The sequence below is a fragment of the Sphingopyxis sp. SCN 67-31 genome, assembly GCF_001725095.1.
Genome location: NZ_MEFH01000055.1, coordinates 53,143 through 68,624, shown reverse-complemented (window position 1 = coordinate 68,624; position 15,482 = coordinate 53,143). Strand labels below are relative to the sequence as shown.

At 69.2% G+C, this 15,482-nt stretch carries 14 protein-coding genes; 2 read left to right on the top strand and 12 right to left on the bottom strand.

Annotated features, from left to right (window positions below):
- Positions 1-55: 55 nt before the first annotated feature.
- The 7 genes from ABS88_RS09010 to ABS88_RS08980 all read right to left on the bottom strand — a co-directional run bounded on the left by ABS88_RS09010 (position 56) and on the right by ABS88_RS08980 (position 7,467).
- Positions 56-1,648 carry a cisplatin damage response ATP-dependent DNA ligase gene (locus ABS88_RS09010; protein ID WP_076074127.1) on the bottom strand — a complete coding sequence of 531 codons (1,593 nt, stop codon included), beginning with the start codon at positions 1,646-1,648 and terminating at the stop codon, positions 56-58.
- The gene (locus ABS88_RS09005) at positions 1,645-2,658 is read right to left on the bottom strand and encodes a ligase-associated DNA damage response exonuclease (RefSeq protein ID WP_286749630.1); all 1,014 of its coding nucleotides are present in this window, start codon (positions 2,656-2,658) and stop codon (positions 1,645-1,647) included. Before ABS88_RS09005 ends, ABS88_RS09010 begins: the two co-directional genes overlap by 4 nt.
- Before the next feature lie 13 nt (positions 2,659-2,671).
- On the bottom strand, positions 2,672-3,298 hold the full coding sequence (locus ABS88_RS09000) for a UdgX family uracil-DNA binding protein (protein ID WP_067109225.1): 627 nt from the start codon (positions 3,296-3,298) through the stop codon (positions 2,672-2,674).
- A gap of 132 nt (positions 3,299-3,430) precedes the next feature.
- On the bottom strand, positions 3,431-4,234 hold the full coding sequence (locus ABS88_RS08995; RefSeq protein WP_286749629.1) for an enoyl-CoA hydratase/isomerase family protein: 804 nt from the start codon (positions 4,232-4,234) through the stop codon (positions 3,431-3,433).
- On the bottom strand, positions 4,231-5,007 hold the full coding sequence (locus ABS88_RS08990) for an SDR family NAD(P)-dependent oxidoreductase (protein WP_076074122.1): 777 nt from the start codon (positions 5,005-5,007) through the stop codon (positions 4,231-4,233). The genes ABS88_RS08995 and ABS88_RS08990 overlap by 4 nt, the downstream gene beginning before the upstream one ends.
- Positions 5,008-5,293: 286 nt before the next feature.
- On the bottom strand, positions 5,294-6,334 hold the full coding sequence (locus ABS88_RS08985; RefSeq protein ID WP_286749628.1) for a rod shape-determining protein: 1,041 nt from the start codon (positions 6,332-6,334) through the stop codon (positions 5,294-5,296).
- A 206-nt stretch (positions 6,335-6,540) separates the two neighbouring features.
- The gene (locus ABS88_RS08980) at positions 6,541-7,467 is read right to left on the bottom strand and encodes a 4-hydroxy-tetrahydrodipicolinate synthase family protein (RefSeq protein ID WP_076074119.1); all 927 of its coding nucleotides are present in this window, start codon (positions 7,465-7,467) and stop codon (positions 6,541-6,543) included.
- A 140-nt stretch (positions 7,468-7,607) separates the two neighbouring features.
- Between ABS88_RS08980 and ABS88_RS08975 the strand changes: the two genes are divergently transcribed.
- Together ABS88_RS08975 and ABS88_RS08970 are read left to right on the top strand one after the other, a co-directional pair.
- A complete protein-coding gene (locus tag ABS88_RS08975) occupies positions 7,608-8,942 on the top strand; it encodes an amidohydrolase family protein (protein WP_076074118.1) in 1,335 nt (444 codons plus the stop codon).
- Positions 8,943-9,023: 81 nt separating this feature from the next.
- The gene (locus tag ABS88_RS08970) at positions 9,024-9,341 is read left to right on the top strand and encodes a hypothetical protein (protein WP_104959335.1); all 318 of its coding nucleotides are present in this window, start codon (positions 9,024-9,026) and stop codon (positions 9,339-9,341) included.
- A gap of 8 nt (positions 9,342-9,349) precedes the next feature.
- Here ABS88_RS08970 and ABS88_RS08965 read toward each other — a convergent pair whose 3' ends face one another.
- Genes ABS88_RS08965 through ABS88_RS08945 form a run of 5 tightly spaced genes read right to left on the bottom strand, consistent with a single transcriptional unit; the run spans position 9,350 to position 15,417 of the window.
- Positions 9,350-10,606, bottom strand: coding sequence for an amidohydrolase family protein (locus ABS88_RS08965; RefSeq protein WP_076074115.1), 1,257 nt, complete (start codon positions 10,604-10,606; stop codon positions 9,350-9,352).
- Entirely contained in the window at positions 10,603-12,009 is a 1,407-nt protein-coding gene (locus ABS88_RS08960) for an amidohydrolase (protein WP_104960283.1), read from the bottom strand. The genes ABS88_RS08965 and ABS88_RS08960 overlap by 4 nt, the downstream gene beginning before the upstream one ends.
- A gap of 11 nt (positions 12,010-12,020) precedes the next feature.
- A complete protein-coding gene (locus ABS88_RS08955) occupies positions 12,021-12,743 on the bottom strand; it encodes a hypothetical protein (protein ID WP_067113779.1) in 723 nt (240 codons plus the stop codon).
- On the bottom strand, positions 12,740-14,026 hold the full coding sequence (locus ABS88_RS08950) for an amidohydrolase family protein (protein WP_104959334.1): 1,287 nt from the start codon (positions 14,024-14,026) through the stop codon (positions 12,740-12,742). The genes ABS88_RS08955 and ABS88_RS08950 overlap by 4 nt, the downstream gene beginning before the upstream one ends.
- Positions 14,023-15,417, bottom strand: a complete 1,395-nt coding sequence (locus ABS88_RS08945; RefSeq protein ID WP_076074109.1) for an amidohydrolase — start codon at positions 15,415-15,417, stop codon at positions 14,023-14,025. The genes ABS88_RS08950 and ABS88_RS08945 overlap by 4 nt, the downstream gene beginning before the upstream one ends.
- Positions 15,418-15,482: the final 65 nt, after the last annotated feature.

Sequence of the window (15,482 nt, the reverse complement as noted above, 5' to 3'; positions counted from 1 at the left end):
GGTATCGCGCTTAGCGCTTACAACCCTGCGAAGGCAAATTTTCCTGCCCGGCCAGTCATGTCGTCATCGCCTTCAGTGTCGCGATGCGGTCGGCCTCTTCCGCCGGTTTGTCGCGCCGGATGCGGGCGATGCGCGGGAAGCGCATCGCGAGCCCCGACTTGTGCCGCTTCGACGGATGGATCGAATCGAAGGCGACCTCCAGCACCAGCGTCTTTTCGACCTCGCGCACCGGGCCGAAGCGATCGGTGGTGTGGTCGCGCACGAACTGGTCGAGCCATTTCAGCTCCTGGTCGGTGAAGCCCGAATAGGCCTTGCCGACGGGCAGCAACTCGCCCGCGTCGGACCAGCACCCGAAAGTGTAGTCCGAATAGAAGCTGGCGCGCCGCCCGTTGCCGCGCTGCGCATACATCATCACGCAGTCGGCGGTTAGCGGATCGCGCTTCCACTTGTACCACAGCCCGGCGCGGCGACCGGCAACATAAGGCGCATCGCGCCGCTTGAGCATCACCCCCTCGATCGCCGCGTCGCGCGCGCCCGCGCGCAGTTCCGCCAGATGCGCGAAATCACGCGCCTCGATGACCTGCGACAGGTCGAAATGGCTGATCGCGAGCCGCGGCACGAACGCTTCCAGCTGCCGCCGCCGCTCGGTCCACGGCAGCAGGCGCAGGTCGTTGCCGTCAACGCCGAGCAGGTCGTAGACGCGCACGAAGGCGGGATAGTCGGCGAGCATCCGTTTCGTCACCGTCTTGCGCCCGAGCCGCTGCTGGAGCGCGTTGAAGCTGGCGGCGCCGCCCTCGACCCCGCCCTGCGCCTCGCCGCGTACCAGCAGTTCGCCGTCGATCACCGCATCTTGGTCGAAGGCGGCGAGCAGTTCCGGAAAGGCGGCGCCGATATCCTCGCCGCCGCGGCTGTAGAGGCGCGTCTCGCCACCGCCCGCGCTGCCGCCGCGCGCGATCTGGACGCGGATACCGTCCCATTTCCATTCGGCGGCAAAGGCGGCGAAATCGATCGCCTCGTCCTCGCCCAGCGGGTGCGCGAGCATGAAGGGGCGAAAGAAGGCGACGTCGGCGAGGTCGGGCCGGGCAGCGCGCCCCTCGCCCCACGCGAAGAGCGGCGCATAGGGCGGCGGGATCGCGTGCCACAATTCCTCGACGTCATCGACCGGCACATCGAACGCCTGCGCGAAGGCCTGCTTCGCGAGTCGCGCCGACACCCCGACCCGCATCCCGCCGAGCGCCAGCTTGAGCAGCGCATAGCGGCCGTCGGCGTCGAGCCGGTCGAGCAGTGAAGCAAGGACCGCGGGCGCATCGCTGCGCGTCGCGGCGGACAAGGCGTCGACGGCGGCGGAAACGCTGATATCGCCCTTTTTCCCTGAACCGTCCGGCCACAGCAGCGCCGCGGTCTCCGCCGTGTCGCCGACGAAATGGCGCGACAGGCGGAACAACTCCTCATCGATCCGCGTCGCGAGCAGCGCTCGGACCGTCCCCGCCTTCACCGCCGGGAAATCGAGCGCGTCGGTCAGCGCCGCGAGCGCCCAGCCGCGATCGGGATCAGGCGTGTGCCGAAGATAATCGACGATCAGCGCCAGCTTGCTGTTGCGCGAACGCGTGTAGACCAGCCGGTCGATCAGGGCCGCGAAGCGCTTCACGCCTCTTCCTCCAGATCGCGCCCGACGAGATGCAGCGCGCGCGCCCGGCGCTGCGTCAGCTCGCACCAGCGCAGCAGCCCTTCTTCGCTGCCGTGGGTGATCCAGCTTTCGCGCGGTTCGACCTCGGCGATCGTCGCGGTGAGTTCATCCCAGTCGGCATGGTCGGAGATAACGAGCGGCAGTTCGACCATGCGCGCCCGCGCGCGCTGGCGCACCCGCATCCAGCCCGAGGCCATCGCGGTGATCGGATCGGGCAGCCGCCGCGACCAGCGGTCGTGCAGGGCGGAGGGCGGCGCGAGCACGACCTGCCCCGCCATTTCCGCCTTCGCGGTCTCGCCGACCAGCCGCAGCTCGCCGAGCGCGACGCCATGGTCGGCGTAGAGCGCGCACATGCGTTCGAGCGCGCCGTGGATGAAGATCGGCGCATCCCATCCCGCGCGGCGCAGTTCGGCGATCACGCGCTGCGCCTTGCCCAGCGCATAGGCGCCGACGAGCACGCAGCGGTCAGGCTCGGCGCGCACCGCAGCGAGCAGCTTCGCAATTTCTCCGTCGGTCGGCGGATGGCGGAACACCGGGAGGCCGAAGGTCGCCTCGGTGATGAAGATATCGCAGGGGACGATTTCGAACGGCGCACAGGTCGGGTCGGCGCGGCGCTTGTAATCGCCGGTGACGACAATCCGCTCGCCGCGATATTCCATCGCGATCTGCGCGCTGCCGAGGACATGGCCGGCGGGGTGGAAGGAAAAGCGCACCCCGCCGCGTTCGAACCCGTCGCCGTAGGCGAAGGCGGCATTGCGGCTCGCCGCGGTATCGACGCCATAGCGCAGCGCCATGATCGCCAGCGTCTCCGGCGTCGCGAAAACCGCGTGATGGCCGCTGCGCGCATGGTCGGCATGGCCGTGCGTCACCGCTGCGCGCTCGACCGGGCGCGACGGGTCGATCCACAGATCGGCCGGCCGCACGTAGAGGCCATGCGGATGCGGTTCGAGCCAGGCCGCCGTGCGCGCCATCAGACCACCCCCGTCACGCCAGCAGCGTCCGCGCCCGGACGAGGTCGGCGACGAAGGCGGCGCGCTCCTGCGCCGCGCGCTCGCGATCGGGCATGCGAAGCAGGAAGGACGGATGGACCGTCGCGACCAGTCTTGCGCCTCCTTCCAGTTCCACCGCGTGCCCGCGCATCGACCGGATGCTCGCGCTCTTTCCCGTCACCCCGCGCAGCGCGGTGGCGCCCAGCGTGACGATGAGATCGGGCTGCACCAATGCGCGCTCCCTGTCGAGCCACCAGCGGCAGATGTCGACCTCTCCGGTGGTCGGGGTCTGGTGCAGCCGCCGCTTGCCGCGCGGCGTGAACTTGAAATGCTTGACCGCATTGGTGAGGAAAAGCCGCCGGCGGTCGAGCCCGGCCTCGTCCAGCGCGGCGTCGAGAAGCCGTCCCGCCGGGCCGACGAACGGCCGGCCCTGCCGGTCCTCCTGATCGCCCGGCTGTTCGCCGATCAGCATGATGCGCGCGCTCTTTGGCCCCTCGCCCGCCACGCCCTGCGTCGCGTGGCGATAGAGTGGGCAGCGCGTGCAGCGATCGACCGCCGCCGCCAGCGCGGATAGCGTTGCGGGAGCGTCGGAGGCATCGGCGGATGGCTGATCTTCGGGCACGCGGGTCGTTCCGTTTCCGTTCGGGTCGTTCCCGAAACGGCCGCCGCCCGCTTCCGTTCCTGTTCTGCTCGAATCCGGCTCGCCTTTCCGGGGCCGGGGCGCCCGAACGCCGTCCTTTCTTCCGAAGGCCCGCTATCGCTCGCGATATTCGGGCGGGCGCTTGTCGAGGAAAGCGGTGAGCGCTTCCTTGTAATCCTCGGTCGCCGACAGAATCACCTGCTGCCGGTCCTCGATCGCCATCGCCGCTTCCAGGCTCGGCGCGTCGATGTTGAGGTTCAGCGCCTGCTTGGACAGACGCAAGCCCCATGGGCTGGTCGCGAGCATCTCTTCGGCGAGCGCGAGCCCGCGGTCGAGCAGCTTGTCCTCGTCGACGATCTCGCTGATCAGCCCCGCCGCGAGCGCCCGCTCCGCGCCGACGAAGCGCCCGGTCAGGATCATCTCCGACGCGAGGCTCGCCCCGACGAGGCGCGGCAGGAAATAGCTCGACGCCATGTCGCAGCCGCCGAGCCCGATGCGGATGTAGGCGGCGTTGCAACGAAAACTGGGCGCGCCGTAGCGCACGTCCGACGCGAGCAGCAGCGACAGCCCCCCGCCCGCCGCGGCGCCGTGGCCGAGCGCGATGATCGGCTGCGGACAGGCGCGCATCCTGCGATAGATATTGCCGATATCGGTCTGGGTCCGCAGCGTGCGCAACACCGGCGTTTCGTCGCCGGCCCGGTCCTCCTGGATGTCGAGCCCGGCGCAGAAACCGCGACCGGCGCCGCGCAGCAGCACGACGCGCACATCCTTGCGTTCGGCGAGCCCGCCGAAATAGGCGTTCAGCGCCTCGACCAGCCCTTCGTTCAGCGCATTCAGCCGCTCGGGCCGGTTGAGCGTCGCGATCTCGACCGCGCCGCGCCGCTCGACGATCAGTTCGCGCTTCGCTTCGTCCGTCACAAGGTCTGCCCGTCGTCGACGGTGATGACGCTGCCGGTCACCCCCGCCGACGCGTCGGAGGCGAGGAAGAGCAGCGGCGCATGGAGGTCGCTGGCCGGGCGCAGCCGCTGGCGCGGGAAGCTGGCGACGAACTTGCGGCCCGCCTCGCTGCTGAACAGTTCGGCGGTCATCTCGGATTCGAAATAGCCGGGCTGGATGACGTTCACGTTGATCCCGCGCCGCGCCCATTCGCGCGCGAAGGCCTTGCCCATGTGGCGCGCCGCCGCCTTGGTCGCGCCATAGACCGAGGTCGCCGGGAACACCTTGTCGGCGGTGATCGAGCCGATGATGACGACGCGGCCGTGCTGCCGCTCGCGGCTGCCCGCGGCTTCGAGCCGCCGCGCGCCCTCGGTCACGGTCAGGAAGACGCCGCGGATATTGGCGGCGAGCAGGCCGTCGACCTCTTCGACCGCTAGCCCCAGTGCCACCTTCTCGGTCGCCACGCCGGCGTTGGCGATGATCGTATCGACGGTGCCGAACGCCGCCTCCGCGGCATCATAGGCGGCCTTCGTCGATGCCTCGTCGGTCACGTCGAGCGACACCGCGACCGCCTGCCCGCCCGCCGCCTCGATCGCGGCGACCTGTTCGGCGAGCCGGTCGGCGCGCCGCGCGGCCAGCACGACTTTCGCGCCCGCCGCGGCCAGCGCCCGCGCGAACCCGGCACCGAGCCCCGACGACGCCCCCGTCACCAGCGCGACGCGCCCCGAAAGATCGAATTGCGGTTCCTTGCTCATAGATGTCTCCCGTTCCGATGCAGCGACCGTTAGACAAGTTACCGTTTACGTCAACCGAGGGGAGCGTGGGGCGGCGGCGGGCGCCTCCCTTCCAAGCAAAGTCACGCGACGCATTTCAAACTGTGTCGCCATCGCGTGCATGCGCAGCTTGACAGCCGCCATTTGTTCTCTTAATGTTCTTTCCGTGCACAACCAACCTATTCCCCCGTCGCAGCCGCCAACGGTGGCGGGCGGGGGATGAGGGTTCGGCGGCCGAAAGGCTATTCCCATCGGCCCTGCGCGGCCGTCAGGCGGCCATCAATATACCGCGATAGCTTTGATCGTCGAAGGTCAGGCCCGCGCCCATCGCGACGCAGATCAGCGCGTCTTCCGCTACCCGGACGGGCAGGCCGGTCGCCTTGGCGATCGCCTGGTCCATGCGGCGCAGCAGCGCCCCGCCGCCGGTCAGCGTGATGCCTTCATCGATGATGTCGGCCGACAGTTCGGGGGGCGTGCGTTCGAGCGCCGCCTTCACCGCGCTGACGATCTGGCCGACGGGTTCGGCGAGCGCCTCCGCGATCTCCGCCTCGGACACCTGGACTTCGGACGGCCGGCCGGTGACGAGGTCGCGTCCCTTGACAGCCATGACGATGCCCTCGCCCTGCGGCGCGACGGCCGAGCCGATCGCGAGCTTGACGCGCTCGGCGGTCATTTCGCCGATCATCATGTTGTGCTTGCGGCGGATCGACGAGGCGATCATGTCGTCCATCTTGTCGCCGCCGACGCGCACCGAACTGCTGTGGGCGACGCCGCCGAGCGACAGCACCGCGACCTCCGTCGTGCCGCCGCCGATGTCGACGACCATCGTTCCGCGCGGTTCGGTCACGGGCAGCCCGGCGCCGATCGCCGCGGCCAGCGGTTCCTCGATCAGCTGGACGCTGACGGCGCCGGCGTTGGAGGCCGCGTCGCGGATCGCGCGGCGCTCGACATGCGTCGAGCAGGAGGGGACGCAGACGACGACATGGCTGCGGCGGCGCAGGCGGCTCGGCCCGCCGAGCGCCTTGTCGATGAAATGCTTGATCATCTGTTCGGCGACGTCGATGTCGGCGATCACCCCGTCGCGGAGCGGCCGGATCGCCTCGATATTGGCGGGCGTCTTGCCCATCATCGGCTTGGCGTCGTTGCCGACGACCTTGACGTGGCGAATCCCGTCGCGCGTTTCGAGCGCGATGACCGACGGTTCGTTGAGCACGATCCCCCGACCGCGAACGTAAATGACGGTGTTCACCGTCCCGAGGTCGATGGCGATGTCATGCGCGTGCGGCGCGAAGCGCTGGAATATGGTCATGAACGGGGACGAAACCTTTGATCCTTGTCGCGCCCGAATCAAGCGCCCCGCCCCCCGGCCCACGCTTGCCCAAGCAAGCCGTCCGCATGGGTAAAGGGCGAGGCCAGGTCAATAACCGTGCGAGCCGGACCGTGGGTTTCCCGCGCCTGACCGAAAATCCGGCCGTTCCCGGACGCTCCAGGGATCGCGCGAACGCCGCGCCCTGTTCACGACGTCCCAGTGGTATAGCCGTAGCGAGCCCCCATTCCGCTCGTGCGGATGAATTCCAGCCCCGTCTCGACCTGCGCCGGCGACAGACCGCGAAGCGGCCGGCGCAATTCGCCGACCGGCAACCCGCAGGCACGCATCAGCGACTTGATGGCGACCGGGTTGATCGCCGAGTAATGAAAATGCAGCAGCGGCAGCAGCTCCAGATAGCGCTCGCGAAAAGCGGCGGCATCGTCGGCACCCGTCCAGGGTTTCGAGATCGCCGCCATTTCGGCCGGAGCCAGATTGCCGCTCATGTTCGCGGTCCCGTGCCCGCCCAACGCCATCGTCGGCACGACCAGCCCGAGATTGGGGGAATCGCAGCACATCACCGAAACGTCGGGTGCGGCCGCCAATATCTGCGCCACCTGCCCGACGCGCCCCGTCGATTCCTTGTGCACGACGATATTGGGATGGCGGAAAAGCCGCAGCAGCTGGTCCCAATGAAGGTCGGTCTTCACGCGCGGCGGGTTGTTGTAGATGCCGAGCGGCAAGTCCGCCGCATCGGCGACGTCGAGATAGAATTGCTCGATATCGGTCTCCGGCGCGCAGATATAGGGAGGCGCGGCGATGATCGCGCCGTCGGCGCCGTTGGCGGCGGCAAAGCGCACATTGTCGATCACCTGCGCCGTCGAGGCTCCGGTGCAGCCGTAATAGAAGAGCATCCCCGGCGGCCGCATCTTCGCGGTCTCGACGATCACCCGCTGCTTTTCCTCGGGCGACAGCAGCGACGGTTCGCCGGTCGATCCCAGGAACAGCATCGCCGCGGTGCCGTGGCGATGCTGATGGTCGATCAGCGTCCGCCAGGCGCCGAAATCGATCTCTCCGCGGCTGTCGAACGGTGTGACGGTGGCGACGAACGATCCCTCGATCCGGCTCTTGGACATGCTGCTCCCCTGTTGCTGCCGCGCATGAACAGGATGGATGGCGACGCGAAATCCGCTATCGCGCTGGCGGATTCGGCGCACTCGTCGCTCCTATGCGATAGGGCGTTCGCGTCTTTGCCGAAGGGGTCGGGGGACATGCCATGCTGAAAGCCATTCAACGCATCGCGCGCGCGGGACTGGCGGGCGCCCTTCTGCTCTGCGCCGGCGCGACCGGATCGGCGCAGGATGGCGAAAAAACGGTCGTGCTTCGCGCCGCGCACCTGTTCGACGCGACGAGCGAACGACTGCGCAGCGATGCCGTCGTCGTCGTGCGGGCCGGCCGGATCGTCGCGGTGGGCGGCGATGCGGCGATTCCCGAAGGCGCCGAGGTCATCGACCTGGGCGACGCGACGCTGCTGCCGGGCTTCATCGACGTCCACTCGCACCTGACGCTCGAACCCGACGAGAATTACTATCGCAAGACGCTCAACGAGCTGATGCGCAACCCGACCGAAATGGCCTTCTATGCCGCCGCCAACGCGCGCCGGACGCTCGAGGCCGGTTTCACGGCGGTGCGCCATGTCGGCGGCCGCGAGTTCATCGATGTGGGACTCCGCAACGCGATCGCGGCGGACCTGACGCCGGGGCCCCGCATCCTAGCCGCCGGCAATGCGATCACCGCGACCGGCGGCAGCTGCGACCGGCCACCCTTTCCGGCGCAGCGCGTCGCGCCCCTGACCCCGCGCGAGGGCGTCTGCACCGGCGCCGACCAGTGCCGCGAGGCGGTGCGCGACCAGATCAAGTGGGGCGCCGACGCAATCAAGGTCTGCGCCTCCGGCGGCGTGCTGTCCTACGACCCCGTCGACGTGCCGCAGCTGACGCGCGAGGAGCTGGAGGCGGTGATCGGCGAGGCCCATAAATGGGGACGCAAGGTCGCCGCGCACTCGCACGGCGACGCGGCTTCGCGGCTGGCGGTCGAGGCAGGCATCGATTCGATCGAGCATGGCAGTTTCCTGTCCGAGGACACGCTGAAACTGATGCGCGCGAAAGGCGTGTATCTGGTTCCGACCTTCATGGCGCTCGACTGGGTCGAGAGCCACGCCGACGGCTATCCCCCCAATATTGCCGAAAAGGCGCACGTCGCCGCCGCCGCGCACGCGGACATGTTCCGCGCCGCGCTGCGCATCGGAGTCCCGATCGCGCTCGGGACCGACGCGACGGTCCGTCCCGATGGCCACGGCCGCAATGCGATGGAGTTCGCGCTGATGGTCGAGGCGGGAATGCGTCCCGGCGCGGCGCTGCTCGCGGGCACCAGCAATGCGGCGCGGCTGATCGGCCTCGAAGCCGAGATGGGCACGCTGACGCCCGGCAAATGGGCCGACATCGTCGCCGTCCCCGGCAACCCGCTCACCGACATCCGCACGACCGAGCGGCCGCTGTTCGTCATGCAGCGCGGCCGCGTGGTGCGACGCGACGGCATTTCGCTGCTCCGCTGACCCCCTCTTTGCCCGAAGCCCTTGCGCTATTCAGGGAGATTCCGATGCGCCGCCTGATCCCCGCGCCTGCGCAGCGAACCCATGGACGCCGCCCGGATCGCCGACCGCGCGACGTTCGTCGCCAACGGACTGTCGAGCCAGACCGAGCGCGCGGCGGGTCTCGCCAACTATCTCTCGACGCTGGTTGCCAGCGATGCGTCGCTCGACGTGCTCGCATCCGAAGTGTCCGCGAAGGCGCCGCCATCCCCCGAAGACATCGCCGCAACGGTCGCCGGACATATCCGGAGCGATCGGGCGACGCTGATCCTTGCCGGCGATTCGAAGCAGTGGATCGCGGCGCTGCGCGAGCGCTATCCGGCCGTGAAGCTGATCGACGTCGACGGCAAGCCGCTGCCCTGAGCCGAAGCTCAGGGCAAATAGCGGTCGCGCAGGTCTAGCGGCCGGGCGGTCAGCGGCTTTTCGAGCCCCTCGACGAAGATCAGGCGGGGCTGCGACAGCGGCTCGAGCGGATCGCCGCTCCACAATATCAGGTCGGCCGCGCGCCCGACGGCCAGCGACCCGATGCGGTCGGCGACCCCGAAAACGCGCGCCGGGTTGATGGTGATGGCGGCCACCGCGGCATCGTGCGGCAGGCCCCAGGCCACAGCGTTGCCGGCGCTGTAGCGCAGTTCGCGCGCGCGATGCGCGACGCCGCTGCCGGCCTTGAGGACGACGGCGACCCCGGCGGCGTGCAGCCGCGCGGCGTTGTCCATCGACGCGCCGACCTGCGAGAAGCTGTGCGGCAGATTGGCCAGCGGGTCGACGATGACCGGCACCTTCGCCGCCGCGATGGCATCGGCCACCCGCCAGCCCTCTTCGGCGCCGTCGAGGATGATGCGCAGTCCCTCCTCGCGGGCCAGCGCGATCATCTCGACGATGTCCGACGCACGATCGACCTTGACGATCAGCGGCATGCGGCCTTCCGCCACCGGCACCAGCGCTTCGAGGTCGATGCGCGACAGCGTCTGCGGCCGCCCTTCCCCACGGTCGTAGGCGGCGCGGTGACGCGCGAAATGGCGGACGTCGGCGAGCGTCGCGCGCAGCGCCACGATCGCCGATCCGCGCGCGCCGCCCGCGCGTTCGGCACCACCCTCCCCCATTTCGAGCACCATCGCCACGCGCGGCCGCGTGACCATGTCGGGGCGCTGCGCCAGATCGATCACCGCGGCCTGTCCCGAGAATTGCAGGTCGCGCCCGGACCGGTCGTCGTAGAGCGGCGTGGTGACCGCGTGCGTGATTCCCGCAAGCCGCGAGACCGGCAGCAGGATCGAATCGGGATTGAGCCCCAGCGAAATGTCGAAGCCGGCGCTGATCGTCCGGCTGTGCGTCGCGCGGTCGGCGCTCGCCGGCACCTGGCTGACCTCGACCGCGCCTAGGGTGCTGTCGGCCTGGATGAAGCCCGGCGTGACGACGCCGCTGCGTCCGTCGACGATGCGCGCATCGGGCGGGACCGCGACATTTGCGCCGATCGACGCGATGCGTCCGTCGCGGATCAGGACCGTCCCCTTCCCGATCGTCCCGGCCTCGGTCATCGTCAGCAGCGTCGCGTCGACGATGGCGATGGTTTCGGCGGCCGCGGGCGCCGCGAGAGCGAGCGCCGCGCAGGCGGCGAGGAAGCGGATCATGGCCTTTCTCCCGCTTGTCCGACCAGAAAGTCGGAATGGCGCCGATAGGTTGGATCGTCGCGATCGAAGACGAGACCGCCGTCGATCCAGACCTTGTCGGCGCGCGCATAGATACTGAAGGGATCGGCGCTCCACAGCACGACGTCGGCATTCTTGCCCGGTTCGAGCGTGCCGACCCGGTCGGCGATGCCGAGTGCCCGGGCCGGGTTGGCGGTGAACCAGCGGATCGCCCGGGCCTTTTCGATCTTCAGCCCGGCGCGCCAGGCAGCCGACAGCGCCACCGCCGCCTCCTGATTCAAGCGCTGGATCAGGACCGGGTCGTCGGAATGGATGATCGCGCAGCCGCCCGCCGCCTCGACGAGCGCGGCATTCTCCTCGATCGCGTCGAACACCTCCATCTTGTAGCCCCACCAGTTGGCCCAGGTGGCGACGCAGATGTCCTCCTTCACCAGCAGGGGCGCGATCTTGTACGCCTCGTTCGCGTGATGGAAGGCGCGGATGCGAAAGCCGAATTCGTGCGCGATGTCGATCATGTTCGCCATCTCGTCGGAACGGTAGCAATGGTTCTGGACGAATATCTCGCCCTTCAGCACCCCGGCGAGCGTTTCGAGCTGCAGGTCGCGCTTCGGCGGCTCGCCGGTGCGGTCGCCGCTTTCCCACCGGTCCCATTTGCGCGCATAGTCGGCGGCGTCGATCCACGCCTTGCGATAGCCCGCGACATTACCCATCCGCGTCGCCGGCGACCGGCCGCGCGCGCCATAGACGCGCTTGGGATTCTCGCCGCAGGCGATCTTGATGCCATAGGGGGCATCGGGAAATTTCATGCCCTGGACGGTGGCCGACGGCACGTTCTTGAGCGTGACGGTGCGGCCGCCGAACAGGTTCGCGGAGCCCGGAAGCACCATCAGCGTCGTCACGCCCGCCTCGCGCGCCGTGTCGAAACCGGGGTCCTGCGGCCAGATCGAATGTTCGACCCACATCTGCGCCGTATTGGGGTCGGTCATCTCGTTGACGTCGTTGAGCGCGCCGACGCTGTCGGGCTGCGACCAGGCGCCGAGATGCGAATGGGCGTCGATCACCCCCGGCGTCACCCACTTGCCGCGCGCGTCGATCGCCCGATAGCCCGCCGGAACCGGCAGCCCGGCGCCGACCGCGGCAATCTTTCCATTCTCCATCAGCACCGTGCCGTTGGCGATCTCCTCCCCCGTCGCGGTGAGCACGGTGGCGCCGACCAGAGCGACCGGCCGGGTTGCCGGCGGACGATAGGTGCTCGGGAAAGGGGCCGAATGGACGGTAGGCGCAGCCGGCCCGGCGGATGCCGCCTGCGGCCCCGCCCCACCCGACGCGGCGCAGCCGGCGAGCGCGAAGGCCGCCGCCGCGACGAGGAGCGGACGCGCTGCCATCGCGTGCCCCATCACGGCGTGTTGGGGGCGACGGACCGGATGAGGGCGCCCTTTTCGTCGAGGAAGTCGATCGACGCCTTGCCGTCGGACGTCACCTGCATCCGGATGCGCGGCCGCCCCATCGCGTCGCTGAGCATCACCGCCGAATCGCGATCGCGCGTCTTGCCGACATAGAGGCGCTGGCGCCCGAAACTGCCCTCTGCCTGCACCTTCTCCAGCAGCGCGGTGCGTTCCGGACCGTCGGGCATCTTCGAGATGCGTTCGGCGAGATCGAAGTCGAGCGGCTGATCGGGCCGGTCGTTGATGATCATCCCCGCCCAGCGCCGCCCGTCATATTCGCTCTGGGTCAGCTGGATCACCTGATCCTGCTCATATTGGTCGAAGCTGAGATGCCCGCCGCCCGACACCTTGCCGTCGGGACCGGTCTTGCCCGCAAAGGTCAGGCCGCCGTTTTCGGACCCTTCCTCATTGTAGAAGATGATCCCGGCGCCGCGATTGCCGGCGGGATGCGGACGTTCCTTGCCGTGCATGATGATGCCCGGCGCGTGGCTGCTGTTCGACACGATCATGCGGATCGTCCCGTCGTCCTCTCGCACGTTGATCCGCTTGACGTCGATCTCTTCGAACGCCGCCTTGCCCGGCCGCGTGTCGGCCCCCGCCTCGCTCACCACCGCGAACGCGAAGGCCGCGGTCAATATACCCGAATACAGCAAAAGCAGCTTGTTCACGTTCATGGGATTTCTCCTTCGGCGGAAGACCGGACGGTCGGAAGATAGCGGTCGCGCAATTCGGTGGCGCGCGACGTCATGGGCTGGCGGGCGCCGCGGATCAGCACGGCGACGGGCCGCGTCAGCGTGTCGAGCGGATCGCCGTCCCAGACGACGACGTCGCCGTCCTTGCCCGATTCGAGCGAGCCGACGCGGTCGGCGAGCCCGAAGATGCGCGCCGGATTGATCGTGATCGCGGCCAGTCCGGCGCGCCAGTCGAGGCCGCTGGCGACCGCGTTGCCGGCATTGTAGCGCAATTCGCGCTCCCGATGATTGCCATTGCCTTCGATCGCGACCAGCACGCCGGCTTCGGCGAGACGGCGAGCGTTGGCGAGCGTCGCGCCGAGCGCTTCGAACGACGCCGGGCTGTTCTGGACCGGAGTGACGAGGACCGGGACGCCCGCCGCGGCGATCTCGCCCGCCACGCGCCAGCCCTCGGCGACGCCCTCGAGGATCAGCTTCACGCCTTCGGCGCGGGCCATCGCAAGCGCGTCGCGGATGTCGGAGGCGCGGTTGACGGTGACGAGCAGCGGCATCCGGCCGTCGACGACGGGGATCAACGCCTCCATATCGGCGCGCGACAGCATGTAGGCGCGCGTTTCGCCGCGGTCATAGGCGGCGCGGCGCGCCTTGAAATCGCGCACCTCCGCAAAGAGCGCGTGCAGCAGGGCCAACTCTCCACCGCGTGCGCCGCCCGTTCGCTCGGCGCCGCCCTCGCCCATTTCGAGCACCATCGCGACCCCGCGCCGCATCAGCATCGGGCGGCCGTCGAGCACGACCGCCGCCGCCTGCCCGGCGAACGGCAGTTCGCGGTCCCCCTTGTCGTCATAGGCGGGGGTGGCGATCGCACGGGTGATGCCGCCCAGCCGCGCGACGGGCACGAGCAGCGAATCGGGATTGAGCCCATAGCCGGCGTCGAACGCGGCGCTGAGGTCGCGCTTGTGGGTGGCGCGATCGTCGGCGGCGGCGACCATCCGCACCTCGACGAGGCCGAGCGCCGTCCCCGCCGCGACCAGCCCCGGCGTCACGACCTTGCCGCGCGCGTCGATGACCGTCGCATCGGGCGGCACCGCGACGCCCGCGCCGACCGCGACGATACGGCCGTCGGCGATGACCACCGTCCCGTCGGCGATGTCGCCCGCGGGCCCCATGGTGACGACACGGCCGCCGGTGATCGCGACGGTTTCCGCCGCGGCCGGGCCGGTGCAGGCCAGCGCCAGCGCCAGCAGGAAAAGGCCGAGGCGGGTCATCGCGCGAAATCCTGACCGGGCTGGCCGAGCAGGAAGTCCGACGGCAAGCGATAACGCGGATCGCCGCGATCCCACATCGGCACGCCGTCGATCCAGACCCGGTCGGCGAGCGCGTAGACGCTGAACGGATTGGCGCTCCACAGCACGACGTCGGCCATCTTGCCGGGTTCGAGCGAGCCGACCCGGTCGGCGATGCCGAGCGCCCTGGCCGGGTTGGAGGTGATCCACCGGATCGCCTCGCCGCGGGTGATCGACAGGCCGGCATGGTTGGCCGCGGTCATCGCGATTCCCGCCTCCTGATTGAGCCGCTGGATCAGCAGACCGTCATCCGAGTGGATGATCGCGCAGCCGCCCGCGGCGTCGATCATCGGCGCATTTTCCTCTATCCCGTCGAGCGATTCCATCTTCGCGCCCCAGCTGTTGGCCCAGGTGGCGACGCAGATGTCCTCCTTCACCAGCAAGGGTATGATCTTGTAGGCCTCGTTCGCGTGATGGAAGGCGCGGATGCGAAAGCCGAATTCGTGCGCAACGTCGATCATCACCGCCATCTCGTCGGCGCGGTAGCAGTGGTTCTGGACCAGGATTTCGCCCTTCAGCACCCCGGCGAGCGTTTCGAGCTGCAAATCGCGCTTCGGCGGTTCGCCGGTGCGGCCGCCGCTTTCCCACCGGTCCCATTTGCGCGCATAATCCGCAGCGTCGATCCATGCCTTGCGATAGCCCGCGACATTGCCCATCCGCGTCGCCGGCGACCGGCCGCGCGCGCCATAGACGCGCTTCGGATTCTCGCCGCACGCCATCTTCAATCCATAGGGAGCGCCGGGGAATTTCATGCCCTGCGCCGTCACCGCGGGAACATTCCTGAGCGTCACGGAGCGCCCGCCGAACAGGTTCGCGGAGCCCGGAAGCACCATCAGCGTCGTCACCCCGCCGGCGCGCGCGAGACGGAATTTCGGATCCTGCGGCCAGACCGAATGTTCGGCCCACACCTCCGCGGTGTTCGGTGCGACGGCTTCGTTGCCGTCCTGATGCGACGGCGTGGCCGGCGAAGGATAGACGCCGAGATGCGAATGCGCGTCGATGATTCCCGGAGTCACCCATTTGCCGCGACCGTCGATGCGCGCGTAGCCGTCGGGAACGGAAAGGTTCGCGCCCACCGCCTCGACCCGGCCGTCGCGCATCAGCAGCGTCGCATCGGCGATCTCGGCGCCCGTTCCGGTCAGCAGCGTCGCGCCGACGATGGCGGTCGGCGCCGCGGCGGCCGGCCGATAGGTGCTGGGAAAGGGTCCTTCGGCGGCCGGATCGGCGGCAATGGCGCCACCGGCGGCAAGCGCGAGCGCGGCCCATAAGGCGCCGACGGCCCGTCCTCCCCTATATCGCAGACGTCGTCGCATTCTTCCCCCTCCCGACCAGCACGAGCGATGGCGCGCGCAAATCCGCCACTCGCTTTTTGGTGGTC